The organism is Micromonospora sp. NPDC047812 (assembly GCF_040704175.1).
In the GTDB taxonomy this organism is placed as follows: Bacteria; Actinomycetota; Actinomycetes; order Mycobacteriales; family Micromonosporaceae; genus Micromonospora.
Genome location: NZ_JBEYRY010000002.1, coordinates 811,626 through 827,268 on the forward strand (window position 1 = coordinate 811,626; position 15,643 = coordinate 827,268).

Below are 15,643 nucleotides of genomic sequence, written 5' to 3' on the forward strand. Positions count from 1 at the left end.
CCCCGGGCGGTCCGGCCGTCCGGGGTGATGACCGGACCGGACGCGGAGGTGCACGTGACGGCGCTGGACGACGCGGGGCGGACCGCCCGGGTGTTGTGGACCCACTACGAGCCGGTCCACGCGATCACCTACTTCCACCCCCGCGCCCGGGCCGCCTTCGAGGCGGTCGGGCTGCGGGGCTTCTGGCGCGGCTACTTCGCCGGCCGGGCCGCGCCGCTGGGGCCCGCCGAGCCCGCGCCGGTGACCGCGGCGTTCTTCAACTTCGCCCCGCACACGGTGGCGCGGGCGCTGCCGGCCGTCTGGCGGCTGGCCACCCCGGAGGAGGCGCTGCGGGCGCGGCTCACGGGCGCGGTGCAGGCGCTGGCCGAGCTGACCTACGAGCTGCCCGAGTCGCACCTGGTCGAGGCGGCCGAGCTGCTGGAGGCCGCCGCCGCCGAGGCGGAGCCCGCCGGCCGGGTGCTGGGTGCCGCCAATGCCGCCCTGCCGCGCGGCGAGTACCCGCTGGCCCGGCTCTGGCAGGCCGCCACCACGCTGCGCGAGCAGCGCGGCGACGGGCACATCGCCGCGCTGGTCGCGGCCGACCTCGACCCGGTGGAGACGCTGGCCTGGCGGGTCGCGGTCGACATCTCCCCGCTGAACCTGCTCGGGCGCGGCTGGTCGGAGGAGCAGTGGGCCGCCGCCCGCGCCCGGCTGGCCGAGCGGGGCTGGCTCACCCCGGACGGGGAGCCGACCGAGCAGGGCCGGTCCCGCTTCCAGGCGGTCGAGGACGCCACCGACGCCGCCGCCGCCCGCCCGTGGCGGACGCTGGGCCCGGAGCGCACCGAACGGCTGCGGGAGCTGCTCGAACCGATCGCCCGCGCCGCCCACACCGTCATCCCGGAGGGCAACCCGATCGGCCTGCCCGCGCTGCGGACCTGACCCCCGCCCGCCGGCCCGGACGCCGCCGATGGGGCAGGATGGGTTCGTGGCGGATGCGGTGGTCTTCGACCTGGACGGCGTGATCGTGGACTCCGAGCCGGTCTGGGAGGAGGTCCGGCGGGCGTACGTCGCGGCGCACGGCGGGACCTGGCAGCCCGACACCCAGCGCCGGCTGATGGGCATGAGCACCGGCGAGTGGGCCCGGTACCTCAGCGGGGAACTGGGCGTCGACCGCAGCGCCGAGCAGGTCGCCGCCGAGGTGGTCGAGGAGATGACCCGGCGGTACGCGGCCCGCGTACCGCTGATCGACGGGGCCGACGAGGTCGTGCGCCGGCTGGCCGAACGGTGGCCGCTGGGGCTGGCCAGCTCGTCGCCGACCCGGCTGATCGCGGCGGCGCTGGCCGCGACGGGCCTGACCGACGCGTTCGGCGCCACGCTGTCGACCGAGGAGACCGCGCGGGGCAAGCCGGCGCCGGACGTCTACCTGGCGGTCGCCGAGCGACTGGGCGTCGACCCGACCCGCTGCGTCGCCGTGGAGGACTCGTCCAACGGCGTCCGGTCGGCCGCCGCCGCTCGGATGACGGTGGTGGCGGTGCCGCACGGCGCGTACCCGCTGGATCCGGACGCCGAGCGGCTCGCGGCGCTGGTGCTGGGCTCGGTCGGGGAGCTGACCCCGGAGGCCGTGGACCGGCTCGGGTAGGCAGGCTCGACGCGGACGGGCGGCCACGTCGACGACCTGACGCCCCGCCACCGACACCCGCCGTTGGCGCACATGGTCACCACGCTCCCGTCACGGCTCTCCCGTCACTGCTTCCCCACAGGGGCGCACCCCCTTCCGACGCGTGTCACCCGACCAGACGCGCTGCACGCGGCTGGTCGATGCTGCGCTCCACGGCGGACGACACACCACCCCGACGGTGACCACCCGGCTGCCGAGGTCGTCCCCAGTCTCGCCGGAGCGACCGCCCCGAATTGCCCGCTTGATCCGCAACGCAAGCCAGGACCACCACGCCCGACCAACGGTGATCAGGACCCCATGGACCCTAAAACCGCCGGGTAACGTCCATGCCGTCCTGATCACCGAGATGCTCACGCGTTACTGCCCTGGCAGTAGTTCTGCGCCACGCCGCTGTCGCCGGCAGTGGCACTGCCCGTCGCCGCCGCGGACAGTGGGGTCGCCGCCGCACCGCCGCAGGCAGCGGGCTCGCGCGCAGTGGGCTCGCGGTGGGCGGCGCCGTTCCGCCGTCGCCGTCGCGCGCAGCGGGCTCGCGGTGGGTGGCGGTCGGTCCGTGCGGGTGGCCGGGGCCGGTGGGCTGACGGGTTGTCCGGTTCGCGCCGGTCGGTGTCGGCATGAGCGCGGTTCCGTCGGGTACCGCAGCCGACGGCGCCCCGGCCGGGGCCGCCGGGTGAGGAGACGGGGATGAAGGCGATCGTGTACGAGCGCACCGGCGACGCCTCGGTGCTGCAACTGGTCGACCGGCCGGTGCCGGAGCCGGGCCCCGGCGAGGTCCTGGTGCGGGTGGCCGTGTCGGGGGTGAACCCGACGGACTGGAAGGCGCGCCGGCAGGGGCCGATACCGGGCGAATGGCAGACGCCCGGGCAGGACGGTGCGGGGGTGATCGAGGCTGTCGGCGAGGGCGTCGACCGGGAACTGGCCGGCGAGCGGGTCTGGCTGTGGGAGGCCGCGTGGCAGCGGCCCTGGGGCACCGCCGCCGAGTACACGGTGGTGCCGGTCCGGCAGGCGGTGCCCCTCGGCGACGCCTCCTTCGACCTGGGAGCCTGCCTGGGCATTCCCTTCCTCACCGCGCACCGGTGCCTGACCGCGGGCGAGTACACGCCGGACAGGCTGCACGCGGGCGCGCTCAGCGACCACACGGTGCTCGTGCAGGGCGGGGCGGGCGCGGTGGGCAACGCGGCCATCCAGCTCGCCCGCTGGGCGGACGCCTGCGTGGTCGCCACCGTCAGCAGCCCGGAGAAGGCGCAGCTGGCAGCGGCGGCCGGCGCGTCCTTCGTGGTCAACTACCGGGAGCAGGACGTGGTCGAGGAGGTCCGCAAGATCGCCCCCGACGGGGTGCACACCGTCGTCGAGGTCTCGGCGGCGCGCAACGCCGCCGTCGACGTCCAGTTGCTCCGGCGCGGCGGCGCGGTCTGCGTCTACGCCGACGACGGCGGGGACGAGGTGACCCTGCCGATCCGGCCGTTGATGGCGCCGAACGCGCGGTTCCAGTTCGTCCTCGTCTACACCGAACCGAAGGCGGCCAAGGCCCAGGCGGTGGTGGACGTAGCCGCCGCGGCGGCGCAGGGCGGGATCCGGGTGGGCGAGGACGCGGGGCTGCCGCTGCACCGTCACCCGCTCTCGGCGGCCGTCGCGGCGCACCAGGCGGTGGAGAACTCGGTGGTCGGGAAGGTGCTGATCACCACCAGCGAGGGCGAGTGACTCACCACCGGCGAGGGCGAGTGACGGCCGACGCGAGGGCCGAAAAGCCTTCTGAGCTGGGCAAATTTCCCGGTAGTGGACACAGAGGCGAACAAGTTTCGCAACAATGACGGTGCGGGTAACCGCGTGGAGCGGGCGGCCCCGGCGCGGTGCGAACGCCGGGGCCGCCCCTGGGGAGGGAGTTCAGGAGTGGTCCCTACCCCAACAGGCGACAGTGCGCCTGAGAACGTTACGGGACGGTAAGCTCCCGGACACTCAATTCGCCCCCGGCGTACCGGGAGCGCACCACCTTCTTGTCGAACTTGCCCACGCTGGTCTTCGGCACCGCGTCGATCACGGCCCAGCGCTCCGGCAACTGCCAGCGGGCCACCGACCCGGCGAGGAACTCCCGCAGCTCCTCGACCGACGCCGCCACCCCCTCACGGAGCACCACCGTGGCCAGCGGCCGCTCGCCCCAGCGCTCGTCGGGCACCCCCACCACGCAGGCCTCCAGCACCGCCGGGTGGGCCATCAGGGCGTTCTCCAGCTCGACCGATGAGATCCACTCGCCGCCGGACTTGATGACGTCCTTGGCCCGGTCGGTGAGCGTGATGTAGCCGTCCGGCGAGAGGGTGCCGACGTCGCCCGTACGCAGCCAGCCGTCGCGGAACTTCTCCTCGTCCGGCACGTCGTCGCCGACGTACCGCGCGGTCACCCATGGCCCGCGGACCTCCAGCTCGCCGACGGACGCCCCGTCGGCGGGCAGCGGCTCGCCCAGCGGGCCGACGATGCGGGCCTCGACCCCGGCCGGCACCCGGCCCTGCGTGTAGCGGTAGCGCCAGGCCTCCTCGCCGGTCGCGCCGGCCGGCGGCCGGGAGACCGAGCCGAGCGGGGACATCTCGGTCATCCCCCAGGCGTGGATGACGTCGATGCCGTGCCGGTCGGCGAACGCGTGCATCAGCGCGGGCGGGCAGGCGGAGCCGCCGACGATCACCTCCCGCAGCGAGGAGCTGTCCACGTCGTGGGCGTCCAGGTGGGCGAGCAGGTCGTTCCAGATGGTCGGCACCGCGCCGGCCAGGGTGGGCCGCTCGGCGGCGATCATGTCGGCGATCGGCGCGGCCTGGAGGAACCGGTCCGGCATGATCAGCGACGCCCCGGAGAGGAAGGCCGCGTACGGCAGGCCCCAGGACATGGCGTGGAACATCGGCACGATGGCCAGCTCGCGGTCGGTCGGGCCGAGGCCGAACCCCTCCGGCATGCAGACCTGGAGCGAGTGCAGGTAGATCGAGCGGTGCGAGTAGGCGACGCCCTTCGGGTTGCCGGTGGTCCCCGAGGTGTAGCAGAGGGCGGCGGCGTCACGCTCGTCCACCTCGGGCCAGTCGAAGACGTCCGGGCGGTCGGCCAGCAGCGCGTCCCAGTGGTGTACGGCGATCCGGTCGCCGGCCGCCGCCGTGAGCGGGGCCGGGTCGCCGCCGCCGACCACCACCACGTGCCGCACCGTCGTCATCTCGCCGATGACCCGGGCCAGCAGCGGGATGAGCGTCGAGTCGACAAGCACCACCCGGTCCTCGGCGTGGTTGGCGATGTAGGCGACCTGGTCGGGGAAGAGCCGGATGTTGAGGGTGTGCAGCACCGCGCCCATGCTGGGCACCGCGAAGTACGCCACCAGGTGTTCGGCGTTGTTCCACATGAAGGTGGCGACCCGCTCGTCGCCGGTGACACCGCACTCGGCGCGCAGCGCGTGGGCCAGCCGGGCCGCCGTCCGCCCGACCTCGGCGTACGTCATCCGGCGCGGCTCGCCGCCCGTCCAGGTGACCACCTCCGCCGTGCCGTGCACGGTGGCGCCGTGGTGCAGGATCCGGGAGACCTGGAGCGGGGCGTCCATCATCGTGCTACGCATGGGTAACAAAGTAGTGTCGGCGGTCACAGGTTGGGAACCCTGGAAAGCCCGTCACTCCCGGACCGACCCCGTAAATTGTCCGGGTGAGCATCTCCTGGGCCGATTCGTACGTGGGACAGCTGCGCGCGCTCGCCGGTGACCGGACGCTGATGTTCGTCGGCGCCCGCGCCGTGGTCCGCGACAACGCGGGACGCCTCCTGCTGATCCAGCGCTCCGACAACGGGCAGTGGGCCCTGCCAGCCGGGGCGATGGAGCTGGGCGAGTCGATCGCCGACTGCGCCGTCCGGGAGGTACGCGAGGAGACCGGGCTGCGCGCGCTGCGGGTCAGCGCCTTCGCCCTCTACACGGGCCCCGACCGCACCCACACCAACATGTACGGCCACACGTACCAGATCTTCACGACCGCGTTCCGTGTCGACGAGTGGGACGGCGAGCTGACCCGGGTCACCGACGAGACGACCGACGCGGGCTTCTTCCACCGGGCGCAGCTGCCGGCCCCGCTCTCCGCGAGCGTCGCCGAAACCGTCGCCGACCTGGACGTCTTCGAGCAGACCAACCGGCTGATCCTCAAGTAGGCCGGACGGCGTCTCACGGCCAGGCCCGCCGGCCCGGCGCAGAGCCGCACACGAGGCCGGCAAGGCCCACCGGCCCGCCGCAGAGCCTTGCAAGGCCGTCGGCCCGCCGCAGAGCCGCACGCCAGGCCCGCCGGCCCGGCTCAGCGCCTCGCGCAAGACTCCGTCGACGGCACCGACGCGGTGCTGCCGGCGACCGGATCGGCTCAGAGCATCGTCTGGCTCTTCGCCTCCATCTCGGCGGCGGCCTCCTGCTTCGACTCCTTGGACAGCGGCTTGCCGCCGGGCGCCGGGCCCTCGCCGCCCAGGCCGTCCGTGCCGCCCGTGGCGCCACCCGGGCCCGCGCCGCGCAGCTTCTCGTTCGGCAGCGCCAGGGTGACCAGCACCGCCACGATCGCGATCAGGCCGGTGGTCAGGAAGACCAGGTGCAGCGACTCGACGAACGCCGCCTGGACGGCCGCGCGCACCGGGGCGGGGAGCGCCAGGATGGTCGCCGGGTCGTTGACCGAGACGTCCGCCCCGCCGCTCGCCGCGACGGCGGCCTGCTGCTCCGGCGGCAGTACGGCGATCGCGCCCGGCAGCCGGTCGGCGAGTTCCGAGGTGAGCCGCGACGACAGCACCGCGCCCAGGATGGCGACGCCGAACGAGCCGCCCAGCGACCGGAAGAACGTCGCCGACGAGGTGCCGGCGCCCAGGTCCCGCATCGACACGGAGTTCTGCACGGCCAGGATCAGCGACTGCATGCAGAGCCCCAGCCCGACCCCGATCACGACCATGAAACCGAAGGCCACCCAGAGCGAGGTGTCCACCTCCAGCCGGGTGAACAGCAGCATGCCGACCAGCAGCACCGCCGCGCCGGCCACCGGGAACCACTTGTACCGCCCGAACCGGCTCATCGCCCGGCCGGTCAGCACCGAGGTGACGATGATGCCGGCCATCATCGGCAGCATCAGCAGGCCGCTGCGGGTGGGCGAGGCGCCCCGGACGATCTGGAGGTAGAGCGGGATGAAGATGATCGAGCCGAACATCACCAGGCCGAGCACGAAGCCGGCCGAGTTGGCCAGCGCGAACGTGGCGCTGCGGAACAGCCGCAGCGGCAGGATCGGCTCGGCCACCCGGGCCTCCTGGAGCACGAAGAGCACGCCGAGCACCGCGCCCGCGACGAAGAGGCCGATGATCACCCCGGAGCCCCAGGCGTACTCGTTGCCGCCCCAGCTCAGCGCGAGCAGCAGGCAGCTCACCCCGGCGACCAGCAGCGCCGCGCCGAGCCAGTCGATCGAGTGGTCGCGCCGGGTGAACGGGATCAACCGCAGCACCCGGGAGCAAACGATGATCGCCAGGATCCCCAGCGGCACGTTGATGTAGAAGATCCACCGCCAGTCGGTCTCGGCGAAGTAGCCGCCGACCAGCGGGCCGGCGACCGAGGAGAGGCCGAAGACCGCCCCGAACAGGCCCTGGTAGCGGCCGCGCTCCCGGGGCGACACCACGTCCGAGATGATGGTGAACGCGAGCGTCATCAGGCCGCCGGCGCCGAGGCCCTGGACCCCCCGGGTGACGATGAGCTGGGTCATGTCCTGCGACAGGCCGGCCAGCAGCGAGCCGAGCAGGAACGTGCCGATGGAGAAGAGGAAGACGGGGCGTCGCCCGTACAGGTCGGCCATCTTGCCGTAGAGCGGCGTCGAGGCCGTGGAGGCGAGCAGGTACGCGGTCACCACCCACGAGTAGTGGTTGATCCCGCCCAGCTCGCCGACGATGGTCGGCAGCGCGGTGCCGACGATGGTCTGGTCGAGCGCGGCCAGCAGCATGCCGGTCATCAGGCCGAACATCAGCAGCCGGATCTGCCGCCCGCCGAGTGCCGGGGCTTCCGTGGTCATCCCGCCTCCTTTCCCCGCTCACCCGAAACATGCGTGCGGACCGGCGGGCACCTCGTCGGTCGTGAGGCCGCTGGCGGCCACCGACCTCACGACCAACGATCGGTCAGCGGGACGAGTGCGGGCCCTCGGCGAACTCTTCGACGATCTTGGCACAGAAGGCCGGCAGATCGTCCGGTTTACGGCTGCTGACCAGACCGCCGTCCGTGACGACCTGCTCGTCGACCCAGTCCGCGCCGGCGTTGGTCAGGTCGGTGCGCAGGCTGGGCCAGGAGGTGATCCGACGGCCCCGCACCACGTCCGCCTCGACGAGCGTCCACGGCCCGTGGCAGATCACCCCGACCGGCTTGCCGGCGTCGAAGAACGCCCTGACGAAGCGCACCGCGTCCGCGTCGGCCCGCAGGAAGTCCGGGTTCGCCACCCCGCCGGGCAGCACCAGCGCGTCGTAGCCGCCGGCGTCCGCGTCGGCCACGGTCACGTCCACGTCGTACGTCTTGGACTGGTCCAGGTGGTTGAAGGACTGGATGGTGCCGGGCCTGAGCGAGACCAGCTCCACCGTGGCGCCGACCTGCTCCACCGCCTCGCGGGGCTGGACGTACTCGACCTCCTCGACGCCGTCGGCGGCCAGGAACGCGATCCGCTTGCCCTGAAGTGTCGTCGCTGCCATCTCGGTGTCTCTCCTCTCCGGGGGTACCGTCCGTCCCTTCCCGGGGCCCGGTGCCCGAAACCCGTCCCCGGTGGAGGCAGGTTTGGCCCGGATGCCCCGGGGGACCCGGGACGGCATGGCAGGAGGAGCAGCGGAACAGCGCCGGCTCGCCGCGGTGGTGGAGGGCTGGCTGGGTCGTCCCGTCCTGGTGGTCGGCGACGCCATGCTCGACGAGTGGCGCTTCGCCGAGTCCGACCGGCTGTGCCGGGAGGCACCCGCCCCGGTCCTCACCCTGCGCCGGCGGATCTCCGCGGCCGGCGGGGCGGCGAACACCGCCGTCAACGTCGCCGCGCTCGGGGGTCGGGCGGTGCTGGTGGCGCCGGTCGGCGCGGACGTCGCCGGCGACGAACTGCACGACTGTCTGGACCGGGCCGGCGTCTGGGACCGTACGGTCAACCAGCCCGCACGTCCGACGCCGGTGAAGCGGCGCATGCTGGCCGGCAACCAGATCCTGCTCCGGGAGGACTCCGGCGACGCCGACGACGCGCTCGACGCCGACGGGGTGGGCCGGTTGCTCACCGCGCTGGACTGCGCCACCGAGGAGCTGCGCGCCGCGGGTGGCGAGGCGCCCACCCTGGTGGTCTGCGACTACGGCCTGGGCGCGCTGCCCGCACCGGTGCGCGCCTGGCTGGTGACCCACCGGGAGCGGTACGCGACGGTCGCGCTGGACGCCCACGACCTGGCCGACTGGCGCGGCCTGGCCCCGACGGTGGTGACCCCCAGCTTCGCCGAGGCGACCCGGCTGCTCGCCCGGGCCGCCGGCGCCCGGCCGGCACCCGGCGCGGGGCTGCACCTGGACCACCCGGACGGCGACCCGGCCGACGGCCCCTCCGAACTCACGGTGGGCGTCGCCCCCGGCGGCGCCGGAGCGCACCAGGACGGCCACCGGCCCGGCGCGCCGGGCCCGACCGGCGGCGCGGCGGAGCGCACAGGCGACGCAGCCGCCCCGACCGACGACACGACGGGCCGCACCGGCGGCACGGCGGGCCTGGCCGGGCTCGGGGCGACCGGCGAGCCGACGGCCGGCGAGGGCCGGGTGGCGATGACCGGGGACGGGCTCACCGTGACCGGTACCGGCGTCACCGTGAACGCCACGGCCGGCGCGGGCGTCGACCGGGCCGTGCTGGCCGAGTCCCGCCTCGCCGAGCTGCGCGCGCACACCGGCGCGGACGTGGTGGCGGTGACCCTGGACACCGACGGCGCGGTGGTCGGCGGGGCGGACGGCGAGCCCCGGCGCAGCCACAGCACCCCGGTGCCGGCCAGCCACGCGGTCGGGGCGGGCGACGCGTACCTGGCGGCGATGACGCTGGCGCTGGCCGCCGACGCGCCGCTGCCCACCGCCGCCCAGTTGGCCCAGCTCGCCGCGACCATCACCGTCTCGGACACCGGCACCTGCGTGTGCCGCCGGGAGGACCTGCTCGTCGCGCTGGACGCACCGGTCGACGGGACTGGCCACCGGGCACTGGTCGGCACCGACGAGCTGGCCGCGCTCGTCGCGGAACACCGCCGGGCGGGCCGCGCGATCGTCTTCACCAACGGCTGCTTCGACGTGCTGCACCGCGGCCACGTGCGCTACCTGGAGCAGGCCCGCGCGCTCGGCGACCTGCTGGTGGTGGCGGTCAACTCCGACGGCAGCGTACGCCGGTTGAAGGGCCCGGACCGGCCGGTGAACCCGGTCGAGGACCGCATCGCCCTGCTCGCCGCGCTGGCGTGCGTCGACCACGTGGTGGTCTTCGAGGAGGACTCCCCGGCGGGGCTCATCGAGACGGTCCGCCCCGACGTGTACGTCAAGGGCGGCGACTACCCGCCGGAGATGGTGCCGGAGGCGCCGCTGGTGCGCCGGCTCGGCGGGCAGGTACGCACCCTCGGGTACGTGCCCGACCGGTCCACCTCGGCGATCATCGACCGGATCCGGGCGCACGGCCAGGAGCCCCAGGAGGACATCCCCCTGACGAGCAAGCCGTCGTGAACCGCCCGCTCGACCTCGGCGCGGCCGGGGGGTTCCGCGCGGACCGGCTGCTCGACGTGCTGATCCCGACCCGCGACCGCCCCGCCGAGCTGGCGGTCACCCTCTCCGGGCTGGCCGCCCAGGAGGGCGTGCCCGGCTTCGGGGTGGTCGTCAGCGACCAGTCCGACGGCGACGCCGCGTACCGGCACCCGGCGGCGGCCACCATGGTCCGGGTGCTGCGCCACCGGGGGCATCCCGTGCTGCTGACCCGTCGGCTGCCCCGGCGCGGGCTGGCCGAGCACCGGGCGTACCTGCTGGCCGCGTCCGCCGCCCGGTACGTGCTCTGTCTCGACGACGACGTCTGGCTGGAGCCGGGGACGCTGCGCCGGCTGGTCACCGCCATCGAAAAACTGGGCTGCGGCTTCGTCGGCAACGCGGTGCACGGGCTGTCGTACGCCGACGACGTCCGGCCGGAGACGCACCGGCACTACGAGGAGTGGACCGGGCCGCCCACCCCGGAGCGGATCCGGCCGGGCACCCCGCAGTGGGACCGGGCGTCGATCCACTCGGCGGCGAACCTGCTGCACGTCACGCGCGAGCGGGACCTGCCGGCGGGTGCCTGGCGGGCGTACAAGGTGTCCTGGATCGGCGGTTGCGTGCTCTACGACCGGGCGAAGCTGGTCGACTCGGGCGGGTTCGACTTCTGGCGGCGGGTGCACGAGAAGCACCAGGGCGAGGACGTCGCCGCCCAGCTCGCCGTGCTGGCGCGCTTCGGCGGCGCCGGCGTCCTGCCCAGCGGCGCGTACCACCTGGAGTCGCCGACCACGGTGACCGACCGGGAGGTGGAGGCGTGGGAGGTCGTGCTCGCCGAGGAGGGGACGGCCCAGCCGGCCTGAGGCCGGCGGCGCGGCCGTCGGCAGCGGTCGATCGCCCGACGCGGCGGCACCGCAGCACGCAGCGCGGCGCCGCAGCACGCGGCGCGGCGGCGTCGGGGGACGCGGGCGCGCTCAGGGGGCGCCGGGCTCCGGGCGGAGCAGTTCCCGGGCCGCCTCCAGGACCTCGACCACCGGCACGTCGATGACGAAGGAGTCCCGGTGCGGGCACTCCCCGTCGCCGGGGCGGTGCGGGTAGATGCCCGGGGTGCAGTCCACCCCGCAGACCGGGCAGAGCACCGTCCACGAGCTGATCGGGCGGTGCCGGCCGCGCAGGAGGTTCGCCACCGTGATCAGGTTGCCGACCCAGTAGATGCCGACGGTCGCGGTGCCCACGGCGGCGGCCAGGTGCAGTGGCCCGGTGTCGTTGGAGACCACCAGCTCGCAGCCGGCGTAGCAGCCGGCCAGCCCGCCGAGGCTGAGCGTGCCCACCTGCGGCCGGACCGGCACGCCGGCCGCCGCGACCACCCGGTCCACCACCTCCTGCTCGGCGGGGGTGCCGGTGACCAGCACCTCGTACCCGTCGCCGACCAGCTCGCGGGCCACCTCGGCGAAGCGTTCGGCGGGCCACCGCCGGCGGGTGTCCGTGGCGCCGGGGTGCAGCGCCACCCTCGGCCGCTCCGCCGGGCCGAGCACCTCGGCCGCCTCGGCCCGGTCGGCGTCGGTCACGGTCAGCGCCGGCACGATCGTGGTGGCGTCCGCGCCGACCAGGCCGACCACCTCCAGGTAGCGGATCACCTCGTGCTGGTAGTAGACGTACCGGATCCAGCGGTCCAGCGGCGGCGCGTCCTCGGCCCGCAGCCCTGCGGTGACCCGCGCGCCGAGGGCACCGACGAACGGGTTGGAGTTGGCGCCGCCGCCGTGCAGCTGCACCGCCAGGTCGAAGCGCTCCTCGCGGGCCGCGGCGAGGAAGTCGTCCGGCGCCGACTCCGGCTCGCCCGGATCGGGGCCCCGGATCCCCGGCACGGGCGGCACCACCAGCACGCGGTCCACCGGCCCGGGCCGGTCGCGCCAGAGCTTCGCGTGCCACGGCGCGCCGAGCAGCACGATCTCCGCTTCCGGGTACGCGGCCCGCAGCGCGTCCAGCGCCGGCAGGACGAAGATGAAGTCCCCGAGCGCGTTGGCGCGCAGCACGGCGATCCGCTCGACGCCGGGCACGCGCCCGGTGGCCGGGCCGAGCATGCTCGGGATGCCCACGCGGCTCGTTACGCCCGGTCGGTCTCGCCGACGGCGATGTCCGGGCGGTGCATCTCCCGGTCCGCAGCCGGGTCGAGGACGCTCGGCGTACCCCCGTCGGGGCCGGCGGACCGGGGGCCGGTGCGGCCGACGGTGATGGTGCGCGGCGCGGGCCGGGCGGCCCGCGGCAGCCGCACCCGGAGCAGGCCGTGGTCCATGACCGCGTCGATGCTGTCGGGGTCCACCCGGGACGGCAGGTCGACCCGGTACTCGAAGCCCCGGGTCTCGAAGCCGCCGGGGATGCCGTGGTCGGCGTTGACCTCGGCCTCGGAGCGGGCCCGGACGCAGAGTTCGCGGTCGTCCACTTCGACGGCCACCTCCTCCGGCGCCACCCCGGGCAGCCGCACGACGACCTCCCAGCCGTCGGCGGTCTCGGCCATCTCGACGTCCGGCGGCCCGGTCCGGCCGCCGACCAGCCGGCGCAGCTCCGAACGCAGGGACTGGAGCTCGCCCATCGGGTCCCAGCCCTGCTGCCGGCCGCGCCAGCCCCGGCCAGCCCCGCCGCTCTGCTCGCTCATGCCGATCCTCCGCTGCGCTCGCTCATGCCCCGCCGAGTTCGACGATCCGCCCGCCGCGCCCGCTCATCGCGCCTCCCCGATCCGGTGCGTGGCCGCCGGGGGACGCAGCGAGCTGGGCGCGTCCAGCCCGGCCTCCCGGTCCACGCCGACGCCGAGCCGGTCGACCAGTTCCCCGCCCAGCCAGGCGCTGACGCCGAGGATGGCCAGCGCGACCACCTCGATGGCGATCAGCGCGCCCCCGGCGGCCCGGGAGTCGGCGTTGAGCCGGACCACCCAGATCGCGGCGAAGAGCAGGATCACCGCCACGTTGGCGGCGGCGTGGGTCAGCGCCACCCGCTTCGCGCGAGTGGCCGGCGGGATGGCCAGCAGGTCGAACGTCCCGGCCGCCGCGGCCAGCAGGCCGCCGATCAGGCCGACGGTGATGTTCCAGTACGCGACCTCGCCGAGGAAGTCCGGCCCGCCGACGGTGTCCACCAGGTCGAACAGGACCGCGGTGACCAGCAGGCCGACGGGGAACATGACAAGCATCGGGTGGACGGGATGACCCAGCACCTTGAGTCGGCTCTCCATCGGGCCTCCACTGCTCGGTTTCTCCGGGCGGGTCGAATGAGGCGGTACCCCCACCCCGGAGGGACAAACCTCGCGCTGGTCGCGCTCTACGCTGACTGATGGCGGACACGCCGCCACCGGAGTCAACGCACGGGGGAGGATCACGTGACGGTGGAGATCACCTCGCACGAGGAACTGCGCGAGCTGCTCGGGGCGCCGATGCCGCGCGCGGTGACCAAGGAACGGCCCGTCCTGCACGCCCGGGACCGGGACTGGCTCGCCGCGTCGCCGTTCTGTCTGGTGGCGACGGCGGGCGCGGACGGCAGCTGTGACGTCTCACCGAAGGGCGACCCGCCCGGCTTCGCGATGGTGCTGGACGAGCGGACCATCGCCATCCCGGAGCGACCGGGCAACAGGCGCGCCGACGGCTACCGCAACATCCTGGACAACCCGCACGTCGGGTTGATCTTCCTGATCCCCGGGCGCACGGACACGCTGCGGATCAACGGCCGGGCCCGGCTGGTCCGCGACGCGCCGTGGTTCGACGACATGGTGGTCAAGGGGCACCGCCCGATCCTCGCCGTGGTGGTGGAGATCGAGCAGATCTTCTACCACTGCGCCAAGGCGTTCCTGCGCTCGCAACTGTGGCAGCCGGAGAGCTGGCAGCCGGACGCGCTCCCGTCCCGGGCCCGGCTGATCAAGGAGGTCGAGAACCCGGCCGAGAGCCTGGCCGACCTGGAACGCTACTACGGCCCGCAATACGCCACCACCATCTACACCTGAAGCCGCCCCGCGCCCGCCCCGAGACCCCGCCGCCAACGCCTGAGGCCCCCACCCGCCCCGGCGCCTCGCGGCAGGCCCCCGCCCGCCCCGAGGCCCGCCGCCAACGCCTGAGGCCCCCGCCCCACGCCCCGCCACCCAGAGCCTGAGGCCCCCCGTCGCCGCCCCTACTCCGGGCCATCCCCCTGGCTGCCCGCGCGGGCGCCCCGGGGGCCACTCCGCTGCCCCGCCAGGCGTCCTCCCCCGGCGATTTCCCTGGTGATCAGGACGCCATGGACGCTACCGGGCACTTTTGACGTCCATGGCGTCCTGATCACCTTTGACTGATGCCTTCGGGACGGCGGCGGCGGGTGCGTGGCGCAGGCGTCGTCCTTTGTGGTGCGCCCTGCGGCATTGCTATAGACATCTTTATAAAGATAGCTTTAGCATATGTCGCTGCCCGAGGTGAAGCTCTCCGACCCCAAGGCCCTGCGCGGCTACGCGCATCCGCTGCGGATGGCCCTCATCGGGCTGCTGCGCCAGCACGGCCCGCTGACCGCCACCCAGACCGCCGAGCGGCTCGGCGAGAGCGTGCCGAACTGCTCGTTCCACCTCCGGCAGCTCGCCAAGTACGGGCTCGCCGAGCGGGTGCCCGGCGCCGACGCCCGGGAGCGGCCCTGGCGGGCCACCGCGCACAACACCTCCTGGGACGACGCCTCGGACGACCCGCAGGTGCGTGCCGCCACCGACGCCCTGAGCGCGACGCAGCTCGCCCTCTACACCCGCCGTGCCGAGGAGTTCCTCGCCCGGCGGGCCGACGAGCCGGCGGCCTGGCGGGCGGTCACCGGGTTCGCCGACCGGCCGCTGTACGTGACAGCCGACGAGATGGGCCGGCTGACCGAGCGCATCGAGGCGCTGCTCGCCGAGTACGACGACCGGGTCACCGACCCCACGAAGCGACCGGCCGACAGCCGGAAGGTCACCCTCGTGCAGCTGGCCGTCCTCACCGACCCACCACCGGCGGAACCCCCCGCCGAACCGCCTGCCGAGACGGCGTCCCCGCACGCCCGGCCCGTCGCAGTACCGGGCACCCCACGCCCCAAGTCCGTCGGCCCCACCGCCGCCGAGACGGCGTCCCCGCACGCCAGGCCTGCCGGCCCCACCGCAGTACCGGCCACCCCGCGCGGCGGGCCCGTCGGCCCCACCGCCGCCGAGGCGGGCACCCCGCGCGGCGGGTCCGCTGGCAAGGAACCAGGCGGCCAGCCGTGAGCGGCGGGGCCACCGTCGCCCCGGGCACCGCCCCGCCCGGCGGCCCGGC

At 74.7% G+C, this 15,643-nt stretch carries 14 protein-coding genes; 8 read left to right on the forward strand and 6 right to left on the reverse strand.

Going from position 1 to position 15,643, the window contains the following annotated elements; genetic code table 11:
• Nucleotides 1–27: 27 nt before the first annotated feature.
• From AB0883_RS11520 to AB0883_RS11530, 3 genes are all read left to right on the forward strand, one after another.
• Nucleotides 28–918, forward strand: coding sequence for a hypothetical protein (locus AB0883_RS11520; RefSeq protein ID WP_366641132.1), 891 nt, complete (start codon nucleotides 28–30; stop codon nucleotides 916–918).
• A 46-nt stretch (nucleotides 919–964) separates the two neighbouring features.
• Nucleotides 965–1,618, forward strand: coding sequence for an HAD family phosphatase (locus tag AB0883_RS11525; protein ID WP_366641133.1), 654 nt, complete (start codon nucleotides 965–967; stop codon nucleotides 1,616–1,618).
• A 720-nt stretch (nucleotides 1,619–2,338) separates the two neighbouring features.
• Nucleotides 2,339–3,355 carry an NADPH:quinone reductase gene (locus AB0883_RS11530; protein ID WP_366641134.1) on the forward strand — a complete coding sequence of 339 codons (1,017 nt, stop codon included), beginning with the start codon at nucleotides 2,339–2,341 and terminating at the stop codon, nucleotides 3,353–3,355.
• A gap of 229 nt (nucleotides 3,356–3,584) precedes the next feature.
• On the opposite strand, the gene AB0883_RS11535 is transcribed toward AB0883_RS11530, so the two are convergent.
• On the reverse strand, nucleotides 3,585–5,219 hold the full coding sequence (locus tag AB0883_RS11535) for a fatty acid--CoA ligase (protein ID WP_366641706.1): 1,635 nt from the start codon (nucleotides 5,217–5,219) through the stop codon (nucleotides 3,585–3,587).
• Nucleotides 5,220–5,317: 98 nt separating this feature from the next.
• Between AB0883_RS11535 and AB0883_RS11540 the strand changes: the two genes are divergently transcribed.
• Nucleotides 5,318–5,809: an NUDIX domain-containing protein gene (locus AB0883_RS11540; protein ID WP_121397023.1), complete on the forward strand. Its 492-nt coding sequence runs from the start codon at nucleotides 5,318–5,320 to the stop codon at nucleotides 5,807–5,809.
• A 203-nt stretch (nucleotides 5,810–6,012) separates the two neighbouring features.
• Here the strand turns inward: AB0883_RS11540 and AB0883_RS11545 are convergent, their stop codons facing one another.
• Together AB0883_RS11545 and AB0883_RS11550 are read right to left on the reverse strand one after the other, a co-directional pair.
• The gene (locus AB0883_RS11545; RefSeq protein WP_366641135.1) at nucleotides 6,013–7,680 is read right to left on the reverse strand and encodes an MDR family MFS transporter; all 1,668 of its coding nucleotides are present in this window, start codon (nucleotides 7,678–7,680) and stop codon (nucleotides 6,013–6,015) included.
• A 103-nt stretch (nucleotides 7,681–7,783) separates the two neighbouring features.
• Nucleotides 7,784–8,344, reverse strand: a complete 561-nt coding sequence (locus AB0883_RS11550) for a type 1 glutamine amidotransferase domain-containing protein (protein WP_366641136.1) — start codon at nucleotides 8,342–8,344, stop codon at nucleotides 7,784–7,786.
• Nucleotides 8,345–8,459: 115 nt separating this feature from the next.
• Between AB0883_RS11550 and rfaE2 the strand changes: the two genes are divergently transcribed.
• Entirely contained in the window at nucleotides 8,460–10,352 is a 1,893-nt protein-coding gene (gene rfaE2 / locus AB0883_RS11555; RefSeq protein ID WP_366641137.1) for a D-glycero-beta-D-manno-heptose 1-phosphate adenylyltransferase, read from the forward strand.
• Nucleotides 10,349–11,227 carry a glycosyltransferase gene (locus AB0883_RS11560; RefSeq protein ID WP_366641138.1) on the forward strand — a complete coding sequence of 293 codons (879 nt, stop codon included), beginning with the start codon at nucleotides 10,349–10,351 and terminating at the stop codon, nucleotides 11,225–11,227. Before rfaE2 ends, AB0883_RS11560 begins: the two co-directional genes overlap by 4 nt.
• Nucleotides 11,228–11,338: 111 nt before the next feature.
• Here AB0883_RS11560 and AB0883_RS11565 read toward each other — a convergent pair whose 3' ends face one another.
• The 3 genes from AB0883_RS11565 to AB0883_RS11575 form a co-directional block, all read right to left on the reverse strand.
• Nucleotides 11,339–12,460 (reverse strand): glycosyltransferase family 9 protein, encoded by a 1,122-nt coding sequence (locus tag AB0883_RS11565; RefSeq protein WP_366641139.1) that lies wholly within the window; start codon nucleotides 12,458–12,460, stop codon nucleotides 11,339–11,341.
• 8 nt (nucleotides 12,461–12,468) lie between these two features.
• A complete protein-coding gene (locus tag AB0883_RS11570) occupies nucleotides 12,469–13,017 on the reverse strand; it encodes an Hsp20/alpha crystallin family protein (RefSeq protein WP_366641140.1) in 549 nt (182 codons plus the stop codon).
• 63 nt (nucleotides 13,018–13,080) lie between these two features.
• Nucleotides 13,081–13,587, reverse strand: coding sequence for a DUF2231 domain-containing protein (locus AB0883_RS11575; RefSeq protein WP_366641141.1), 507 nt, complete (start codon nucleotides 13,585–13,587; stop codon nucleotides 13,081–13,083).
• 144 nt (nucleotides 13,588–13,731) lie between these two features.
• On the opposite strand from AB0883_RS11575, the gene AB0883_RS11580 reads away from it, so the two are divergent.
• Together AB0883_RS11580 and AB0883_RS11585 are read left to right on the forward strand one after the other, a co-directional pair.
• Complete coding sequence (locus AB0883_RS11580) at nucleotides 13,732–14,349, forward strand: pyridoxamine 5'-phosphate oxidase family protein (RefSeq protein ID WP_366641142.1); 618 nt, start codon at nucleotides 13,732–13,734, stop codon at nucleotides 14,347–14,349.
• Between the two features lie 426 nt (nucleotides 14,350–14,775).
• A complete protein-coding gene (locus AB0883_RS11585) occupies nucleotides 14,776–15,594 on the forward strand; it encodes a helix-turn-helix domain-containing protein (protein WP_366641143.1) in 819 nt (272 codons plus the stop codon).
• Nucleotides 15,595–15,643 lie beyond the last annotated feature (49 nt).

Coding starts and splice junctions, on each gene's coding strand:
- AB0883_RS11550 (WP_366641136.1), bottom strand. CDS start 8,344: ATGGCAGCGACGACACTTCAGGGCAAGCGGATCGCGTTCCTGGCCGCC.
- rfaE2 (WP_366641137.1), top strand. CDS start 8,460: ATGGCAGGAGGAGCAGCGGAACAGCGCCGGCTCGCCGCGGTGGTGGAG.
- AB0883_RS11575 (WP_366641141.1), bottom strand. CDS start 13,587: ATGGAGAGCCGACTCAAGGTGCTGGGTCATCCCGTCCACCCGATGCTT.
- AB0883_RS11530 (WP_366641134.1), top strand. CDS start 2,339: ATGAAGGCGATCGTGTACGAGCGCACCGGCGACGCCTCGGTGCTGCAA.
- AB0883_RS11535 (WP_366641706.1), bottom strand. CDS start 5,219: ATGGACGCCCCGCTCCAGGTCTCCCGGATCCTGCACCACGGCGCCACC.
- AB0883_RS11585 (WP_366641143.1), top strand. CDS start 14,776: ATGTCGCTGCCCGAGGTGAAGCTCTCCGACCCCAAGGCCCTGCGCGGC.
- AB0883_RS11545 (WP_366641135.1), bottom strand. CDS start 7,680: ATGACCACGGAAGCCCCGGCACTCGGCGGGCGGCAGATCCGGCTGCTG.
- AB0883_RS11520 (WP_366641132.1), top strand. CDS start 28: ATGACCGGACCGGACGCGGAGGTGCACGTGACGGCGCTGGACGACGCG.
- AB0883_RS11570 (WP_366641140.1), bottom strand. CDS start 13,017: ATGAGCGAGCAGAGCGGCGGGGCTGGCCGGGGCTGGCGCGGCCGGCAG.